We start from the raw sequence: 15,170 nt of genomic DNA, 5'->3' as shown, positions 1-15,170 counted from the left end.
CTCCGAATAATTAATCAGGTAAATTATTGATCGCATATTGTGCTTCGTCAGGCGTATACTTGTCGTGAATTAACTGATCGTACAAACCTTGATCGGAAAAAGAAGTAAAATCTAAGTAGTCTTCAGCTGTTTGAAGGGCATTTTGGTTCCAATCAGCAGAAATATTATCAATAGCGTACTGCGCGGCATCCGCGGGGTATTCCTCAAATATTAACTGATCATATAAACCCTGTTTTGAAAATGCTGTGTAATCGAGATATTCCGTTGCCGCACTTAAAGCATTACTTTGTTCTCTAGTAGCTGAATTCTCTTGAACTTCAACTGAACTAGAACTTGATTCATATGGTGTCACCGATGAAGTTCCTTCTGTTTCTCCACCCACATATTCAATATCCGGATCGGCGGTTAAATCATCATCGCCAGCGCTATCTTTAGCTTTTTCAAATTCCGAGTCAAAATCATAAGAAGATGAGTTTTCGTCCTTAATCGCTTCATCACTTTTAGATGAACAACCAGCAACTGTAAAACCTAGAGTCATAACAACCAAACCTAATAACATCTTTTTCATTTATAAAACCTCATTTCCGTATAATAATTTGATATGTAAACCCTAGCCGAAGCTGTAACTCCGACTGGGGTATTTTTTTAGAGGTCGGCACTCATTTTAAGTGCTTTACCTAAAATTCTTGCTGGATTGTCTGGTGTCACTACATAAGGGTCGTACGATTGGTTATCAGGCATCAACATCACTAGGCTTCCTTGACGTTTCACACGCTTTAGAGTAGCTTCCGTATCCCCATTAACCAACACCGCTGCAATCTCTCCATCTTCCACATCTGGCTGTTGTCTGATTAATACATAAGCGCCGTTAGGAATAGTAGGAGCCATGCTGTTACCTTTACAATGTAAGTAAAATAGATTCCCGGTTGGCAGTGTGTCGGCTGCTTCGTCACGATAGCCTTGAATGTTTTCAACTGCTGTGATTGGGTCGCCACAGGCAATATCGCCAATGATTGGAATTGAAACCAATTGGCTGACTTTTAACATTCCATCAATTTGTTCCTCTGTAATTCTAGATCGTGGAACATTGAAGTAATCTGCTAAAGCTTGAATTTTATCAAGTCTTGGATATTTTTCACCACTAAACCAGCTTCTAACGGTTGCTTCTGCAAAACCAGTATCTCGTATCACGTCGGCTTGTGTTTTTCTTTTTAATTCAAGTAATTCGTTTAAGTTATTTGCTAAAATTTCTCGTTGTTTTTGAGCTGTTGTTAATTGTTTCATACTACTTTATACCTCCTTTCAATGTATTAATCATACACCCAAAGTGAGGAAAAGTAAAGAATGAAACGTAATTTTTTTTTACTTTAAGTGTTGACTTCGCACTTTTAGTGCGGTATAGTATAGACACAGACAAGGAAGCGAGGTGATATAAATGCCAGAGCAATTATCAATTTCAGCATGGCGGGAAGAGAAAGGCTTGACTCAAGAAGCTTTAGCACAAAAGCTTGGCGTAAACGAAAAGACGGTTAGCGAGTGGGAAAATAAAAAAGTATCTGTTAAACCTATGCACATTTTCGCCATTGCTTATGTATTAAAAGTGGATGCTGATAGAATTCGTCCCTGATTTTTTTTAATATAAACCGCACTTTAAGTGAGGTTTGAAGGAGGTTAAACAGTGAACGAGATACAACTATCGAAAGATATAAACATCTTAACTGCTGAAATAAATTCCTACAAACAGATTGCAGGTCAATCGATTTGGGAAATTGGCAGACGCTTAAATTATGTAAAAGAAAATGATTTGGTTCACGGTGAATTTGGAAAATGGTTAAAAAAAATAAATATCGAACATTCAGAAGCTAACCGCTTTATGAAAGTAGCTCAAGAATTACCAAATTATGACACGTGGCAGAATTTAGGCAATAGAGCATTATACCTAGTAGCTACACTTCCGGAAGAAGAACGAACTCAACCACACGAAACAGCCAAAGGCGAAACTAAAACGCCTGACGAAATGACGGTAAGAGAGTTACAAGAGCTAAAAAAACAGCTCAAAGCAAAGGACAAACAGATAGACAATTTGTCAGATGTCATCAATGACATGAGCGTGCAACAGCCAGAAGTAGTTGAAAAAGAAATAGTTATCGAAAAAATTCCAGATGATTATGAAAATCTGAAAACGACTAACGAGCAACTAGAAAAACAGCTCTCATCAGTCCGTAACGATTTGAAAATGAAGAAAATGCAGTATGACTTGCTGGAGCAGAACACCGAAAGCGCTAAAACGCTTGAAGCTAATATCAAAGCTTTGCAACAAAAGGAAAAATCGATTGACCAGCGTGTAAAAGCGACGATCGAATTTAACGATTTAATGCGAGAAATCGAAACGTTCTTTGACACGAAAATGGCAAGCCTCAGATTTAAACCACTTATCAATGATTTGTACGATACGGAAGCCTCAAACAAGCTTTCCGAAGTCGTAAACAGCGTTGATTTTTGGGTAAGCGAAATGCGGAAAATCATTCCGAATGAAAAAACAAAAATTATAGAAGGAGAGATTATAAATGGATAACACGCCAACATTGAACGAAGAGAATCAAAGTTTGGAAGTTTTGCAATTTACATTACAAAGACAAGATAACCAAAGTAAAGCGTTGCAAGAAGTCATTACAGCAGTTATCAAGGTAAAAGATGAAATGGTTGAAATGCGTGACGAAACTAAAAAGCAATTTGAAATGATGAAAGATGAAAACAAGATTACTCGGCGCCAAGCAGGGAAATTAAAAAGTGCAGTCGGTAAAAAGTCTGCAAAGTTGGTTAATGACCTTTTCGGTAAAAGAGTATCTAACGAATTGTTTTCCAAAAAAACAGGGCATCTAACTCGTGGGATTTACACAAAACTAGGAATTGAGTACGACGTTTCAAGTTATTTAGATATCCGCAGCATTGACTTCGAAAAGGCTAAATCTTTTGTTCAAGGCTTAGAATTATCGGATTTTGAAAGCTATCAACTAAGAATTACTGATAAACAAGCTGAAACAGCAGAAAAACATGGCGATGATATTTCGTTTTTATTGGAGGAATCAAAATGACTGAACATGACAACATAATTGATGTTCTAAAAGATTTGTTTGAATTGAGCGATGCTAAAAATATTACAGTTGACGGAAAAATCGCAACTGTCGAGGATTTACAAGAATTTTATAAAGAGTCGCTTGTCAACCTTGCTGATTTATTAGGCGTGAGCGAATTGTACCTAGGAGAGTAAAACGAAAGGAGGCATAACGATGAAAGAAGAATAATTACTTACCGATGATTGAACGTGAACAAACAGCGTAGGAGGTAACACAATGAAGGAAGAAATGAACCAAACACTCAAGATACAAAAAATGATAGATGACTTAACTTATGGAATTGATAGCCAAGCCGATAAAATCATCAAAGAATTACAAGGGCAAAAAATTAAAGATGTAAAAATATTTCTCAAGACTATCAGTTTTGAAATGAATCCAACAAAAAGAAAGCTCGTCGATTTGTTGGAAGAAAAGCTCTCCTCCGCTATCAACGAGCAGGAATTACTATTTGAATCCGACACTTTTAACAGCTGATGTTTTGTAGATGACAATGTCATTTGAATCTATGTTGTCACCAAGAGAAAAGAATGTTGCTTTTGATAGGAATCCGATAAGCCCTATAGGAGGTGAGATGAATGGAGAGACCAAAAGGGTGCGTAACCATCGACCTAAAAATTACAAAAACCAACTCAAAAATGAGCTGGCTTCATAGACTATTCTTTTGGAAAGTCTAGATTAAAAGCGTCTAAACTACGGATGAAGCGATAAAATATTTCGAATTTGAAGGACATGAATCTACATTTCAAAGATTGTTAGCAGAATTCAAAGTACATCCTGATTACAAACGTGGTTATCGAGCACCGACATACAAAATTGTGCTGATAAACATCAATCTGTTTGATCAATTTTTAGATTGGAAGGACAAAAATAAATTTAAATAAAGGAGCGTGACAGTATGAAAAAAATCTACTGGCTTCGTAGAACAGGAGCAATGTTGTTTGCGTTTGGAATTGGGGCTGCAATTACAGGAAATGTGCCAGAATGGCTCAAAGCAGCATATGTTACAGCAGTTTTCGGCTTAGTTTTGATTTATGACTTTGCGGAATATGACACAAAAAAGCCAACCGAGGGGGCTGACTAAAGTGTGGTTCTGTTTATTAGGTGTTTATCTCGTGGCCGTTTTAGGAAATAACTACATGAGAAAACGCGGCGAATACTGGTATACATCCTATGCGGTTCTAGTATGTCTAATGCTTACAATTTTTCTAATGATTTATTCAAAATAGGTAATACTTTGTCAATCAAATAAGTTTCAAGAGATTTTTGTTCTGCATTAGTGTTGCCGTAACCAAAACGGCTTAAGAAAATTTTCATAACCTCTATATCTTCATTTTGAATATATGGCAGGACTGCATAACCTGATGCTTTTACAGCAGATATATTTTTATCAGTGTTACTACCAATACAAATACCCACATTGTTGAGAAATGTTGAGAAAGTTGTTTGTATTGTTTGGGTTTTTGAATCGTGTTTTTGTAATTCAATTTCTTTATCCTTCATCGATTCAGCATGCTTATTATTTATAACCGCTGTAATCCAAGGGGATATAAGAGCTACTAAAGCTAGGATAATCGAAATTGTGATCGTGTTATCGAAACTCATTTTTTCACCATCCAGTTTTTAAACCATTATATCAAATTGAAAGGGTGAGCATATGAAATGCACAAAAAAAGACTAGCCCACCGTCCAAAGTTAGCTAGTCAAAAAAACATCTATTTAAGGAGATTATACCATGAATGAACAAAATTTTGGAGTCCCAACCGACCCACCAGAAGAAAAACCGATTTTAAAAGATTACTACGGTGATCCGATCTATTTGAATAGCACAGTCTACATTAATTCAAACGGACTTTTACTCGAGCAGAACTTAGAACGATACTCAAAAGAGTATGTGGAGGAGTTAACCGCCGGTGAAGCGAATGAAGATTTGCGAGAAGTGATGCTGCCGAGCGAATACTCAGAAGTAATTAAAGAAGCGTTACTCACATGGATCGTAGATAACGGATATGCGAAGTTCTTTGATTTAGTTCCGAAAAAAGGAGAGATGTTAGTTGAATCTAGAAGAAATTACTAAAGAGATTGAATTAATGAAACAAGTTCAGAAATCAAAGCTTGATCTATATGATCGCCAGATTGGTGAGATCATGGATGCAAAGGCTAAATTCTTAAATGAGTCAAAGCAAGAACTAGACGCAGCGTTAGAGCTGCAGAAACAACTTTTAGGCGATGCCGAATCAATTGAAACGGATAGTTTTATTGTCAGCAAGAAATATCCCAACTTAAAAAGTAAGGCAACTTATAAATTGAGTTTGCCAAAATCAAAAGAGGAAAAAGTCCGATTTGATCGATACATGAAGGAAGAACATCCAGGCTTAATAAAGGAAGAAGTCGTTATTAAGCCGATTCAAAACGATATTAAGCAATTAATTGTGGATGGTGTCTTCCACCGAACAGAAGAAGGGTTGTTGATTGATGATAATGGCATGGCGATTCCTAATACGACCGTTAATGTGAAAGGTATGGAAGTGAAAGTGAAGGTGAAAGAGTAGATGGAAATTGTTAAAGCGTCGGATATCGATCGTGCTGATAATTTTTCAGTCCTAATCTATGCGCCGCCAGGCGGAGGAAAAACCTATACCGCTAATTATCTTGAAGGTAAAACGTTAGTAATTGATATCGATCGGACAACAAACGTCTTAGCTGGTAATCCTAACATTGATATTGTTTATGCCGATTTAAACGATGTTGAAGTCGGGATGAAGATGTTGCTTAAAGATATCCATGATAATTATTTAGATAAATATGACAATATCTTTTTCGATAATCTATCCGAATTTGAACAAGCGTGGTTAGCTGAAAAATCACGGTTATCAAAAACGCGCGATGGCAAAGCAATGGGTATTCCTGAAATGGGCGACTACAATAAATTCTCATTTTATCTGCCTGACATGATTCGGTATATCAATTCGTGGAAAGGTGTAAATAAAGTTTTTACTGCATGGGAAACGCAAATTCAAATACAATCACCAGGCGGTCAGATATTCAATCAGTTTCATCCACAGATTCGAGAAAAGATTGTAAATAATGTAATGGGTCTGATGAATATGGTTGGCCGGTTAATGATCAATGAAGAAACAGGAACACGAGGTTTTTTGTTGAAACGAACAGATCAAACATTTGCTAAGAACCAACTAGATGATCGAGAGTTTGCTCTGCAAGAGGAGTTGTTCGATATTGATGGAACTGTACGATTATCAGAATGATTTAGTCAAACGTGCTAGACAGGCTTATATCGAAGGTTTTAAAGCGCCTTGCATCGTTTCGCCATGTGGTTCAGGTAAGTCGGTTATGGTCGCTGAAATCGCACGTATGACGACTTTAAAAGGCAATCGCGTTCTGTTCTTGGTTCATAGACGAGAATTGATTGATCAAATCAAAAATACATTTAAAGAAATCGGTGTGAATAATGCGCTAGTAAATTTTGGAATGGTTCAAACGGTCGTGAGACATCTTCAAACAATTAAAAAACCGCAACTCATTATTACTGACGAGAACCACCACGGATTAGCTGCTTCGTACCGAAAAATCTATGATTATTATTCAGATGTTCCACGATTAGGTTTTACTGCAACACCTATCCGATTAAACGGGAGCGGATTAGGCGATGTGAATGATTTATTGATCGAAGGCGTATCAGCTAAATGGTTGATTGAGAATCATCGATTAGCACCTTATGAATATTACGCACCTAAATTGATCGATACAGCCGAATTAAAGAAAGCTTCGACTGGAGATTTTACAAAGAAATCAATGGATAAGGCAGTCAAAACAACGATTTATGGTGATGTATTGAAACATTATCAAACGCTTGCTGATAACGAGCAGGCAATAGCCTATTGTCACAGTATAGAGGCGAGTAAACACACCGCTAATATATTTAACCAAGCTGGTTATAAAGCCGCTCATATAGACGCTAAAACGCCAAAGGATGAACGCTCGGAAATCATTGAATCGTTTCGCAAACACGAAATAAAAATTCTGTGCAATGTAGATTTGATCGGAGAAGGGTTTGATGTTCCTGATTGTTCGACTGTAATTATGTTGAGACCTACTCAATCGTTATCATTGTACATTCAGCAATCGATGAGGGGGATGCGATTTAAAGAAGGCAAGCGGTCAGTCGTCATTGACCACGTAGGTAATGTAAACCGATTCGGATTGCCTGATATGGATCGTGAGTGGAGTTTAGACACAAAAAAGAAAACAAAAACTGATAGTGATATATCGATTGTTCAATGTGCATTTTGTTTTGGGGCTTATGAAAGACCAAAGGGCGAAAATATTTGTCCGTATTGCGGAGAGTTGCAGCCAATTGAAGAACGAAAGTCAGAGTTAGAAATCGATGAATCGGCTGAATTAATGAAAGTCGGAGAAACGAAAATTACTTTGAATTTTGAGAACAATAAGTATTACAACATGACGGAAGATGAGGCTTCCACAGTTGAAGATTTATACGCCATAGCCCGTGCAAAAGGGTTTAAGCCAGGATGGGCATATATGGCTTGTAAGAGGAAGGGGTGGTTGTAGATTGGACAATAAAAGTAGAAACAGGAAAGATTATTCAGGAACCGTCATTGGAGATATAAAAGTTATTGGAGATACTGGTAAAAATACGAATCAAACTAATCAAATACTTTTAGTTAGGAATTTGCTAACTGGAGAATTAAAAGAAGTTAGTGCATCTAGCTTAAAAGCTGGCAGAATTACTGGATGGAAAGGAAGCAAAGCACACAAAGAACATAACAAAAGGATTTCCGATAAAAATAAAGAGAAAAATGCCGAGCGTTTGAAAATTTATTCAAAACAAAACGGCAATAAATATGGCGCTAAAAACCTTGAAAAAAGCCATAAAAAAGTATCGGAATTAAAGACAAATGTAGGATACTGGAAAAATTCAATAGCCAAATTGGGAGATAAGAATATCACGTATGATAAAACCAGAAAAAAATGGAGAGTACAGATTATCTTTAGAGGAGAATTTATAGTAAACAAAAGATTCGAAACGTACGAAGAAGCTGTTTTCGAAAGAAACAAAACGTATGAAACAATCATCTACCCATATATTAATGAACTACAAAAATAGGAGGAAACTAACATGACAGGATTTAATTTAGATTTTTCAAAAGCACAACAAGGAAACGAGATCAAAGACGGAACATATGAAGTAATCATTAATAAAGCAGTAGAAAATGCAACAAAATCAGGAGCAGAATTTATCGATATTGATTTAATCGTAAGAAATGATGTGCAGCAACAATTCCAAAACAAACACATTTTCCCAAAAATTTGGAAAGCTAAAGCAACTGGAAAATACAACGAAGGAATGATCATGGCAATCGCTCAAGCATTGCAATTAGAAGATGGAAAATCTTATAACGGATTTGATGAACTATTAGCTGATTTCGTACTAAAACCAGTGTTGGTTCGAGTGAAAACAGAAGAATCAAATGGTTATAAAAACGTGAATGTTAAGTCTTGGGAAAAGACGAACACAACTGGACCAGTGAATCACCAATTTAAAAATGGAGACGAACCATCATTTGGGCCTAGTCGTGAACCAGCTCCAACCGCAAAAGAAGATGATCTACCATTCTAATCACGAGGTGTGAAGATGTACGAAAAAATCCCAATAGAGCTTAAAAATCTCAAACAGTGGTGTGTTTACAAGCTAGTTTGGGATGAAAAAAGAAACAAACACACAAAGATTCCTTATAACGCAAACAATGGATACAAAGCGAAATCTAACGACGAGAGCACATGGTCTGATTTTCAGACTGCTCTCGATGCTATCAATAAATTTGAGATGACTGGTCTAGGTTTTTTCTTCAAACCGCCATATTTTGGAATTGATATTGATAACGCTGAAGGTGAAGTCGAGCGATATAAAACAGGAGATGTGGAAGAGAATATCATTTATGAATTTATCGAAAGCATGAAATCATACGCTGAATATTCACAGTCAGGCACTGGCATCCACATTATCGCTAGGGGCGAATTGCCTGGCGGGAGACGTCGTAAAGGCGATGTTGAGATGTATCAAGAAGGACGTTTCTTCGTTATGACTGGTCATTCGGCATCAAAATATACTGATGTTATCAAATCTGATCCAAAAAATATCAAGCGACTTTATGATCGGTATGTTGGTGATAAAAAAGTCATCCAATTTAAAGAAGAAAATCCATTAATGAATACCGTTGATTTGCCTATCGAAGAAATTATCCAACGTGCTGAATCGTCTTCTCAAGGCGCAAGATTTAAAGTTTTCATGGAGGGCGGTTGGGAAGCTTTTTATTCCTCGCAATCCGAAGCGGATATGGCCTTTGCTAATGACCTAGCTTTTTGGACTGGTAGAGATTACGAAAAGATGGATGAAATTTTTCGAGCATCTGCAATGATTCGTACTAAATACGATCAAAAACGTGGAGCGACCACATATGGTGAGGGACTGTTAAACAAAGCAATCGCTGATACAAATTCCGTGTACAATCCTAAACGAAAATCTGATTTTAGAATTTTCATCAAGGATCAAGAACAGCCGAAAGAAAAGAAATACTATTCTTATGACGATACCGGAAATGCCGATCGATTCAATGACATCTACGGAACATTAGTCAAGTATTCGTATATCGATAAAGCATGGTATTACTACAACGGAAAAGTGTGGTTGCCCGACAACACTGGCGAAGTGCGGAAAATGGTAGATACCACAGTGGAAATCATGGGCAAAGAACCGTTAATTGTTCCTGAAAACGCCGACGATGAAACAAGAGAAGCTTTAGAAAAAGCAAAAGAAAAGCACGTCAAGCGTTCCCGTAGTAATGCCGGGAAAAATGCCATGATGGACGAATTGAAACACCGGTTATCCGTTTTACCAGAAGAGTTTGATAAAGATAAATCTCTTTTCAATACTCAAAGTGGTTTTCTATCTTTGAGTGACGGCCTTCTACACGAACACGAGATAGACAAAATGTTTACACGTGTTTCAAATGTCGAGTACACAGAATCGGTCGATTGTCCTATGTGGGAAGAATTTATTAATCAGATATTTAACAATGATCAAGAGCTGATTAACTACATTCAAAAATGTGTTGGATATTCGCTTACAGGTTCCACGAGAGAGCAATGTATGTTCATTCTTTATGGTCACGGTTCAAATGGTAAGTCAGTATTTTTGGAAATTATTTCTGAGTTAATGGGTAATTACGCCATGACCATGCAAGCCCAAACGATCATGGTAAAACAAAGCCAATCGTCTGCAAACAGTGATATTGCTCGATTAAAAGGCGCGCGGTTAGTCACATCATCAGAACCAAATGAAGGCGTTCGGCTGGACGAAGGTTTGGTCAAGCAGTTGACTGGTGGTGATAAGGTGACCGCACGGCATCTTTATGGAAAAGAATTCGAGTTTGAACCTGAATTTAAATTGTGGTTAGCAACCAATCACAAACCAATTATTCGAGGTACTGATGATGGAATTTGGCGAAGATTGAATTTAATTCCATTCATTGTTCAAATACCTGACCACAAGAAGGATAAAAATCTTAAATACAAATTACAAACCGAATTACAAGGCATTTTAAAATGGGCCATCGATGGTTGCCTGTTGTGGCAGAGAGAAGGGCTTCAAAAACCGCAATCAGTGGTTGCAGCAAGTCAGGATTATCGTAGCGAAATGGATCAGATCGGCACGTTTATCGAAACGTGTTGCGAAACGGGACCGGGGCTAAAAATATCAGGCGGTGAATTATATAAAGTTTATCGTGAATGGGCATCGGACAATGGTGAACACACTTTTACTAACACAAAGTTTGGTAGAGAGATTTCAAAGAAATATAGCAAAGAAAAAGCTGGTGGATTTATGGTTTATAAAGGAATCACATTAAAACCAAGAAAATACGATAACGTTAGAGAACTTTTCAAATAAATCTGGAGGGTTCTGGAGGGTTGAGAACGAAACCCTCCAACCCTTAGAAACGTTGATATATCAGTATTTATATTATATTTTTCTTTCTTTCTGGAGGGTTTAAAAAAAATAATAAAGTATTAAAGTAAAAAATAAAAAGTAAATTATATAAAAAAGAATAGGTTTTTGGGTCTGACCCTCCAAACTCTCCACCAAAATCTTCCTAAATGCTTTAATACCAACGATTAAACAGTCTGGAGGGTTACATTGAAATCAGAACATCAAATACAAGACGAAATCAGAATTGCTCTATCAGAAAATGGCTGTACGATTTTTCGATCGAATGCAGGACAAGTGACTACAATTGAAGGGCGCCAATTTTATGGTATGCCAAAAGGCTTTCCCGATTTATGTGGGCATCGTAACTCTGATGGAAAATCAATTTATATCGAAGTCAAAAACGAAAAAGGCAAACTTCGACCAGATCAAATAAAATTCGGAGAGTTCTTAAAAACGCAGCCAGTTCTATATGGGGTTGCAAGATCTGTGGAGGACGCTTTACGGATCATTAACAAGAAATAAAAATATTTCAAATGAAATAGGAGGCAACCAATGAAAACCATAAACATTTACGGCGAATATATTGAGGGGGAAGAAATTGAGTATTTAGACCAGCCCTTTAAAAATATCATCATCGTTGAAGATCAGAACGGCGAGAAGCATGTTGTGCACAAAGAGACAGTTGATCCGAAACATAAGCGCGCAGCCAGTCGTGCAGGCGTTAAATTTGATCTACTCGCTTGCCAGTCTAATGGGCGTAAGGGTCCGATGAGACGTTGGCGGAAGATTGGGTAATAGTTCCGCAACATGGGGCTATCACAGAAGAAGAGAAGGTGAAAAGATAGTGGAAGAACTATATATGGAAATCGAAATTAATAATTTACTTGAATTTAAAAAACTGGTCAAACAGGCTGAAAGCCAACTTAACCAGTTAAATGAAACATTAAACAAAATAGAAACTTTTGAATTTAGAACCCAAGCTGTTTAGCAGTCCAGAGTTGTGCTGCCTCGCCTTTCATGGAATCCCAAGAATTAAATTTGGTGTTTTTCTTAACATAATTATCTAGATCATGTTCGTTGATGGATTCCATATTAGAAAAATCAAACTCGGACTTGTCGACGAATTGTTGAATACTAGAAAACTTAGTGTTTTTCTTCATGAACTTAGAGTCGAAAAGTTCGGTAAAAGGGACAGAATTTGATCCACCCATTGATTTCGCTTTTCTTTCCATCTTCTCAAGATTTCTTTGTAGATCATTTAACCCTTTAATTTTTACACTCATATACATTCTCCTTTAATTGTATTTGGGAAAACGTTGGCAGACGCAATACCCACTATTGATTATATACGACATATACGGGGAACGCAATACGAACGACACTATATATAGTGTTTTGGAGGATATCGAAATGTGGAATAAAGTCGAGAAAGAAATGAAAAAAGCCGGATTAAGTCAAGAAAAATTAGCTCAAAAGATGGATGTTCACTCTGGAACCATCTCAGATTTAAAACATGGACGTAATAAAAAGCCAAGTTTCGAACTGATTGAAAAGATTGCTGACGCACTGGATATCAGCATGGATGTGTTTAGAAACAAAAAAATAAGATAGTTCCACTAACGGAAGTAAACAAAGGAGGAAATTCAATGGAATTAAAACAAGTAATTAAAGAACTTCGAGAGTATGAAAAAGATTTTGGTGGTTCTGTTGATGTCTTTGCAAATGCTGAAAATGATTCGTTTCTAAAGGAAATTCAAGAAATTCGTCTTCAAACTGGATTACAAGATGAAGATGGTTATGAAATCGATGAACGAGTGATCGTTTTGGAACTCAACTAATTGTGAAGGTCAGTAATCGAAGGGAATTAAGGAGGTTTTATAAATGTTGGAATCAGTACCAGACGGCGTGATAACTACAGGAGAGTTATCAGGATTCATGAAAGGGGTCGGATATTACTGGAGTAATGAAGCACAGGTTTATTATCACGAATCTTATAAGCTCCCCATCTTCACGTACGATCAAGCCGTTGAGTTGTATATTATGCGCAAGAAGGAGGACAGCGAATGAAAGCTGATATTCAATTACTACCTTGCGAAATCGAGGTTGTTACTAAGAGGGAACATGGATTTGTAAAGGAAACGGAATGGGTTAAAGCTGGCCTTTATGACTTTTTCCAGTTCAGCAAGCCTATTCCACCATCATTAATAAAGGGCGGTCATTCGGGTGGCGTGATAGCTTATCCAATCGCGGTAGTTCGGCTTGAAAGTGGCGAGTTTAAGACCGTCAACGCTAATGAAGTGAGAATGAAACCACAGGAGGACGGCGAATGAATGAAATTGTTTTAAGTGACGCTGATATTCAAAGTATCATAAATGGCCGTGATGTGATCAAAAAAGTTGGCGATCAAAAAATAAAAATCAGACAAAGCTATTTAAAAGACATGGCAGCCCCTGTAATCAACGATAGGTTCCAGATAAAAGATACCGTAATTGAAAATCAGGTAAAAGCTTTTAGATCAAGCATGAAAAACAGTTATGAGTTAGGCGGATAGTTCCGCTAACCACGCCTATCAACTATGAAAAGGAGTGATCGAATGTCGCTGTTTAATCAAGAACAAATAGAGTTCATTAAAAAAAACGTAGACGGAAATCGGAATAAAGAGCTTGCTCAACTAATTAATGATCGCTTTTCACTTTCGATCACTTCGACACAAATCTGTCAGTGGAAACAGACACATGGTGTCAAAAGCAAGACAAGCCTTTACGGGTGGCGAAAAGGCAAGACAGGCGGTCAAGACTTCAAAATACCTAGCGAACCAAGCCATAGTAAACCAGTTGGTTCAGAGCGAGTAACTAAACGTGGAGTCACTCAAATCAAAGTTGCTCGTGGAAAATGGATCGATAAGCATCGATATATTTGGGAGCAAGCACACGGCCCAATTCCAGAAAAGCATACTATTATCTTCATGAATGATGATAAGACTGATTTCCGCTTAGACAATTTGAAGTGCATTTCAAGGCGAGAACTAAGTTACATGAATAAGCAGAAATATCCGTATTACGATAGAGAATCTAAAGAAGCTGCAATACTGCTCAGTAAGATCGGATTAAAAGGAAGTGAATTGACCAGTGACCTTGACGACTGAAAAAATAAATGAATTGATTGGCGTTAAAGAAAGTTATCAAGCTTCAGACGCGCTGATGGCAATTCTTTTTGACAAAGCAAAAAGAGAAAAAATGTTCAAATCCTTTTTAGAAATTGAATGGCGGTTGGACCATGACTGGTTTCACGCTTATTTCGAGGAGGAGCACGCGAACAAGAAGAAATACGCGCAGGACTTTACACCTGATTCAATATCGAAATTGTTAGCTAAAATAGCTGGTTCATCCTCATCTAATCTGGATGTGGCGGCGGGAACCGGCAGCTTGATGATACAAAAATGGAATCAGGATCGATTGAGTATTTCTCCATTCGAGTATAGACCTTCGCTATTCTTCTATCAATGTGAGGAGCTATCTGATCGAGCGCTGCCGTTTCTACTTTTCAATTTACTGATCCGCGGAATGAATGCGACAGTAGTTCATGGAGATGCGTTAAGTCGTGAGGCGAAGCAAGCTTATTTCCTTCAAAACGACAAAAATGATCCTGTGTCGTTTAGTAATCTTAATGTCATGCCACATAGTCCGATCGCTGAAAGAGAATTTGACATAAGTAAATGGCTAGAGAAGCCTTTAAAACACATAGAGAGTCCAAAAATCATCATTGATTCTGAGAAAGAACAACTAAGTCTATTTTAGGAAGTGACAAAATTGGCAAGAAAGAAAAAAAGCGAGCTGTTACTCGTAGATTATTTTGAGGAATGGATTGAGACTTACAAAGTTGGGGCGATTCGAGAAATCACCTTAAGCAAATATTATGTTACACTGCAACGCCTAATTGAAATAGTTCCTAAGTTAAAATTGGGGGATCTAGATCGAAGAACATATCAGAAAATAATAAATGAATATGCT

28 protein-coding genes are annotated in these 15,170 nt (G+C 37.2%); 24 read left to right on the top strand and 4 right to left on the bottom strand.

What is annotated here, in order from left to right:
• Nucleotides 1–10: 10 nt before the first annotated feature.
• Nucleotides 11–568: an Ltp family lipoprotein gene (locus RV00_RS04810; RefSeq protein WP_071861486.1), complete on the bottom strand. Its 558-nt coding sequence runs from the start codon at nucleotides 566–568 to the stop codon at nucleotides 11–13.
• Between the two features lie 77 nt (nucleotides 569–645).
• Nucleotides 646–1,284, bottom strand: coding sequence for a LexA family protein (locus RV00_RS04805; RefSeq protein WP_071861485.1), 639 nt, complete (start codon nucleotides 1,282–1,284; stop codon nucleotides 646–648).
• Between the two features lie 151 nt (nucleotides 1,285–1,435).
• Here RV00_RS04805 and RV00_RS04800 point away from each other — a divergent pair, with 151 nt between their 5' ends.
• The 6 genes from RV00_RS04800 to RV00_RS04770 all read left to right on the top strand — a co-directional run bounded on the left by RV00_RS04800 (nucleotide 1,436) and on the right by RV00_RS04770 (nucleotide 4,218).
• Nucleotides 1,436–1,627 carry a helix-turn-helix transcriptional regulator gene (locus tag RV00_RS04800; protein ID WP_071861484.1) on the top strand — a complete coding sequence of 64 codons (192 nt, stop codon included), beginning with the start codon at nucleotides 1,436–1,438 and terminating at the stop codon, nucleotides 1,625–1,627.
• Nucleotides 1,628–1,678: 51 nt separating this feature from the next.
• Nucleotides 1,679–2,575 (top strand): DUF3102 domain-containing protein, encoded by an 897-nt coding sequence (locus tag RV00_RS04795; protein ID WP_071861483.1) that lies wholly within the window; start codon nucleotides 1,679–1,681, stop codon nucleotides 2,573–2,575.
• A complete protein-coding gene (locus RV00_RS04790) occupies nucleotides 2,568–3,095 on the top strand; it encodes an ORF6C domain-containing protein (RefSeq protein ID WP_071861482.1) in 528 nt (175 codons plus the stop codon). The genes RV00_RS04795 and RV00_RS04790 overlap by 8 nt, the downstream gene beginning before the upstream one ends.
• Nucleotides 3,092–3,271: a hypothetical protein gene (locus RV00_RS04785; protein WP_071861481.1), complete on the top strand. Its 180-nt coding sequence runs from the start codon at nucleotides 3,092–3,094 to the stop codon at nucleotides 3,269–3,271. Before RV00_RS04790 ends, RV00_RS04785 begins: the two co-directional genes overlap by 4 nt.
• 82 nt (nucleotides 3,272–3,353) lie before the next feature.
• Entirely contained in the window at nucleotides 3,354–3,611 is a 258-nt protein-coding gene (locus RV00_RS04780) for a hypothetical protein (RefSeq protein WP_071861480.1), read from the top strand.
• A 421-nt stretch (nucleotides 3,612–4,032) separates the two neighbouring features.
• Nucleotides 4,033–4,218, top strand: a complete 186-nt coding sequence (locus RV00_RS04770; RefSeq protein WP_071861479.1) for a hypothetical protein — start codon at nucleotides 4,033–4,035, stop codon at nucleotides 4,216–4,218.
• Between the two features lie 113 nt (nucleotides 4,219–4,331).
• Here RV00_RS04770 and RV00_RS04765 read toward each other — a convergent pair whose 3' ends face one another.
• Nucleotides 4,332–4,739, bottom strand: a complete 408-nt coding sequence (locus tag RV00_RS04765) for a hypothetical protein (RefSeq protein WP_002323904.1) — start codon at nucleotides 4,737–4,739, stop codon at nucleotides 4,332–4,334.
• Nucleotides 4,740–4,869: 130 nt separating this feature from the next.
• Here RV00_RS04765 and RV00_RS04760 point away from each other — a divergent pair, with 130 nt between their 5' ends.
• From RV00_RS04760 to RV00_RS16795, 10 genes are all read left to right on the top strand, one after another.
• Nucleotides 4,870–5,211 carry a hypothetical protein gene (locus RV00_RS04760; protein WP_071861478.1) on the top strand — a complete coding sequence of 114 codons (342 nt, stop codon included), beginning with the start codon at nucleotides 4,870–4,872 and terminating at the stop codon, nucleotides 5,209–5,211.
• Nucleotides 5,189–5,686, top strand: coding sequence for a hypothetical protein (locus tag RV00_RS04755; protein WP_071861477.1), 498 nt, complete (start codon nucleotides 5,189–5,191; stop codon nucleotides 5,684–5,686). Before RV00_RS04760 ends, RV00_RS04755 begins: the two co-directional genes overlap by 23 nt.
• On the top strand, nucleotides 5,687–6,400 hold the full coding sequence (locus RV00_RS04750; RefSeq protein ID WP_071861476.1) for an AAA family ATPase: 714 nt from the start codon (nucleotides 5,687–5,689) through the stop codon (nucleotides 6,398–6,400).
• Nucleotides 6,375–7,724 carry a DEAD/DEAH box helicase gene (locus RV00_RS04745; protein WP_084133236.1) on the top strand — a complete coding sequence of 450 codons (1,350 nt, stop codon included), beginning with the start codon at nucleotides 6,375–6,377 and terminating at the stop codon, nucleotides 7,722–7,724. Before RV00_RS04750 ends, RV00_RS04745 begins: the two co-directional genes overlap by 26 nt.
• Before the next feature lies 1 nt (nucleotide 7,725).
• Entirely contained in the window at nucleotides 7,726–8,280 is a 555-nt protein-coding gene (locus RV00_RS04740) for a hypothetical protein (RefSeq protein ID WP_071861474.1), read from the top strand.
• A 12-nt stretch (nucleotides 8,281–8,292) separates the two neighbouring features.
• A complete protein-coding gene (locus RV00_RS04735; RefSeq protein ID WP_071861473.1) occupies nucleotides 8,293–8,793 on the top strand; it encodes a DUF669 domain-containing protein in 501 nt (166 codons plus the stop codon).
• A gap of 15 nt (nucleotides 8,794–8,808) precedes the next feature.
• Nucleotides 8,809–11,121 (top strand): phage/plasmid primase, P4 family, encoded by a 2,313-nt coding sequence (locus RV00_RS04730; protein ID WP_071861472.1) that lies wholly within the window; start codon nucleotides 8,809–8,811, stop codon nucleotides 11,119–11,121.
• A gap of 246 nt (nucleotides 11,122–11,367) precedes the next feature.
• Entirely contained in the window at nucleotides 11,368–11,682 is a 315-nt protein-coding gene (locus RV00_RS04725) for a VRR-NUC domain-containing protein (protein ID WP_071861471.1), read from the top strand.
• A gap of 30 nt (nucleotides 11,683–11,712) precedes the next feature.
• Nucleotides 11,713–11,955 carry a hypothetical protein gene (locus RV00_RS04720; RefSeq protein ID WP_071861470.1) on the top strand — a complete coding sequence of 81 codons (243 nt, stop codon included), beginning with the start codon at nucleotides 11,713–11,715 and terminating at the stop codon, nucleotides 11,953–11,955.
• A gap of 64 nt (nucleotides 11,956–12,019) precedes the next feature.
• Nucleotides 12,020–12,148, top strand: coding sequence for a hypothetical protein (locus RV00_RS16795; protein ID WP_276327089.1), 129 nt, complete (start codon nucleotides 12,020–12,022; stop codon nucleotides 12,146–12,148).
• Here RV00_RS16795 and RV00_RS04710 read toward each other — a convergent pair.
• Nucleotides 12,129–12,443, bottom strand: coding sequence for a hypothetical protein (locus tag RV00_RS04710; RefSeq protein ID WP_071861468.1), 315 nt, complete (start codon nucleotides 12,441–12,443; stop codon nucleotides 12,129–12,131). The two genes, RV00_RS16795 and RV00_RS04710, sit on opposite strands and share 20 nt — an antisense overlap.
• Nucleotides 12,444–12,570: 127 nt before the next feature.
• Between RV00_RS04710 and RV00_RS04705 the strand changes: the two genes are divergently transcribed.
• The 8 genes from RV00_RS04705 to RV00_RS04670 all read left to right on the top strand — a co-directional run.
• Nucleotides 12,571–12,771: a helix-turn-helix domain-containing protein gene (locus tag RV00_RS04705; protein ID WP_071861467.1), complete on the top strand. Its 201-nt coding sequence runs from the start codon at nucleotides 12,571–12,573 to the stop codon at nucleotides 12,769–12,771.
• A gap of 35 nt (nucleotides 12,772–12,806) precedes the next feature.
• Complete coding sequence (locus RV00_RS04700) at nucleotides 12,807–12,998, top strand: hypothetical protein (protein ID WP_071861466.1); 192 nt, start codon at nucleotides 12,807–12,809, stop codon at nucleotides 12,996–12,998.
• A gap of 43 nt (nucleotides 12,999–13,041) precedes the next feature.
• The gene (locus RV00_RS04695) at nucleotides 13,042–13,227 is read left to right on the top strand and encodes a hypothetical protein (RefSeq protein ID WP_071861465.1); all 186 of its coding nucleotides are present in this window, start codon (nucleotides 13,042–13,044) and stop codon (nucleotides 13,225–13,227) included.
• Nucleotides 13,224–13,490 (top strand): hypothetical protein, encoded by a 267-nt coding sequence (locus RV00_RS04690; RefSeq protein ID WP_071861464.1) that lies wholly within the window; start codon nucleotides 13,224–13,226, stop codon nucleotides 13,488–13,490. Before RV00_RS04695 ends, RV00_RS04690 begins: the two co-directional genes overlap by 4 nt.
• Nucleotides 13,487–13,711: a hypothetical protein gene (locus RV00_RS04685; protein WP_071861463.1), complete on the top strand. Its 225-nt coding sequence runs from the start codon at nucleotides 13,487–13,489 to the stop codon at nucleotides 13,709–13,711. The genes RV00_RS04690 and RV00_RS04685 overlap by 4 nt, the downstream gene beginning before the upstream one ends.
• A 42-nt stretch (nucleotides 13,712–13,753) precedes the next feature.
• A complete protein-coding gene (locus RV00_RS04680) occupies nucleotides 13,754–14,305 on the top strand; it encodes an HNH endonuclease signature motif containing protein (RefSeq protein ID WP_071861462.1) in 552 nt (183 codons plus the stop codon).
• Nucleotides 14,289–14,957 (top strand): N-6 DNA methylase, encoded by a 669-nt coding sequence (locus RV00_RS04675; RefSeq protein WP_071861461.1) that lies wholly within the window; start codon nucleotides 14,289–14,291, stop codon nucleotides 14,955–14,957. The genes RV00_RS04680 and RV00_RS04675 overlap by 17 nt, the downstream gene beginning before the upstream one ends.
• Before the next feature lie 12 nt (nucleotides 14,958–14,969).
• Nucleotides 14,970–15,170, top strand: a 201-nt coding sequence (locus RV00_RS04670; RefSeq protein WP_478210312.1) for a tyrosine-type recombinase/integrase, incomplete at its 3' end; no start/stop codon positions are given.

The organism is Enterococcus devriesei (assembly GCF_001885905.1).
GTDB classification, from domain to species: Bacteria; Bacillota; Bacilli; order Lactobacillales; family Enterococcaceae; genus Enterococcus_A; species Enterococcus_A devriesei.
This window is presented reverse-complemented; position numbering and strand designations above follow the sequence as displayed.

Bases quoted from the DNA above. Each gene is read 5' to 3' on its own strand.
- RV00_RS04685 (WP_071861463.1), top strand. From the start codon at position 13,487: ATGAATGAAATTGTTTTAAGTGACGCTGATATTCAAAGTATCATAAAT.
- RV00_RS04705 (WP_071861467.1), top strand. From the start codon at position 12,571: ATGTGGAATAAAGTCGAGAAAGAAATGAAAAAAGCCGGATTAAGTCAA.
- RV00_RS04735 (WP_071861473.1), top strand. From the start codon at position 8,293: ATGACAGGATTTAATTTAGATTTTTCAAAAGCACAACAAGGAAACGAG.
- RV00_RS04800 (WP_071861484.1), top strand. From the start codon at position 1,436: ATGCCAGAGCAATTATCAATTTCAGCATGGCGGGAAGAGAAAGGCTTG.
- RV00_RS04680 (WP_071861462.1), top strand. From the start codon at position 13,754: ATGTCGCTGTTTAATCAAGAACAAATAGAGTTCATTAAAAAAAACGTA.
- RV00_RS04765 (WP_002323904.1), bottom strand. From the start codon at position 4,739: ATGAGTTTCGATAACACGATCACAATTTCGATTATCCTAGCTTTAGTA.
- RV00_RS16795 (WP_276327089.1), top strand. From the start codon at position 12,020: ATGGAAATCGAAATTAATAATTTACTTGAATTTAAAAAACTGGTCAAA.
- RV00_RS04730 (WP_071861472.1), top strand. From the start codon at position 8,809: ATGTACGAAAAAATCCCAATAGAGCTTAAAAATCTCAAACAGTGGTGT.
- RV00_RS04690 (WP_071861464.1), top strand. From the start codon at position 13,224: ATGAAAGCTGATATTCAATTACTACCTTGCGAAATCGAGGTTGTTACT.
- RV00_RS04780 (WP_071861480.1), top strand. From the start codon at position 3,354: ATGAAGGAAGAAATGAACCAAACACTCAAGATACAAAAAATGATAGAT.
- RV00_RS04710 (WP_071861468.1), bottom strand. From the start codon at position 12,443: ATGAGTGTAAAAATTAAAGGGTTAAATGATCTACAAAGAAATCTTGAG.
- RV00_RS04720 (WP_071861470.1), top strand. From the start codon at position 11,713: ATGAAAACCATAAACATTTACGGCGAATATATTGAGGGGGAAGAAATT.
- RV00_RS04770 (WP_071861479.1), top strand. From the start codon at position 4,033: ATGAAAAAAATCTACTGGCTTCGTAGAACAGGAGCAATGTTGTTTGCG.
- RV00_RS04805 (WP_071861485.1), bottom strand. From the start codon at position 1,284: ATGAAACAATTAACAACAGCTCAAAAACAACGAGAAATTTTAGCAAAT.
- RV00_RS04790 (WP_071861482.1), top strand. From the start codon at position 2,568: ATGGATAACACGCCAACATTGAACGAAGAGAATCAAAGTTTGGAAGTT.
- RV00_RS04695 (WP_071861465.1), top strand. From the start codon at position 13,042: ATGTTGGAATCAGTACCAGACGGCGTGATAACTACAGGAGAGTTATCA.
- RV00_RS04750 (WP_071861476.1), top strand. From the start codon at position 5,687: ATGGAAATTGTTAAAGCGTCGGATATCGATCGTGCTGATAATTTTTCA.
- RV00_RS04745 (WP_084133236.1), top strand. From the start codon at position 6,375: ATGGAACTGTACGATTATCAGAATGATTTAGTCAAACGTGCTAGACAG.
- RV00_RS04760 (WP_071861478.1), top strand. From the start codon at position 4,870: ATGAATGAACAAAATTTTGGAGTCCCAACCGACCCACCAGAAGAAAAA.
- RV00_RS04810 (WP_071861486.1), bottom strand. From the start codon at position 568: ATGAAAAAGATGTTATTAGGTTTGGTTGTTATGACTCTAGGTTTTACA.
- RV00_RS04700 (WP_071861466.1), top strand. From the start codon at position 12,807: ATGGAATTAAAACAAGTAATTAAAGAACTTCGAGAGTATGAAAAAGAT.
- RV00_RS04785 (WP_071861481.1), top strand. From the start codon at position 3,092: ATGACTGAACATGACAACATAATTGATGTTCTAAAAGATTTGTTTGAA.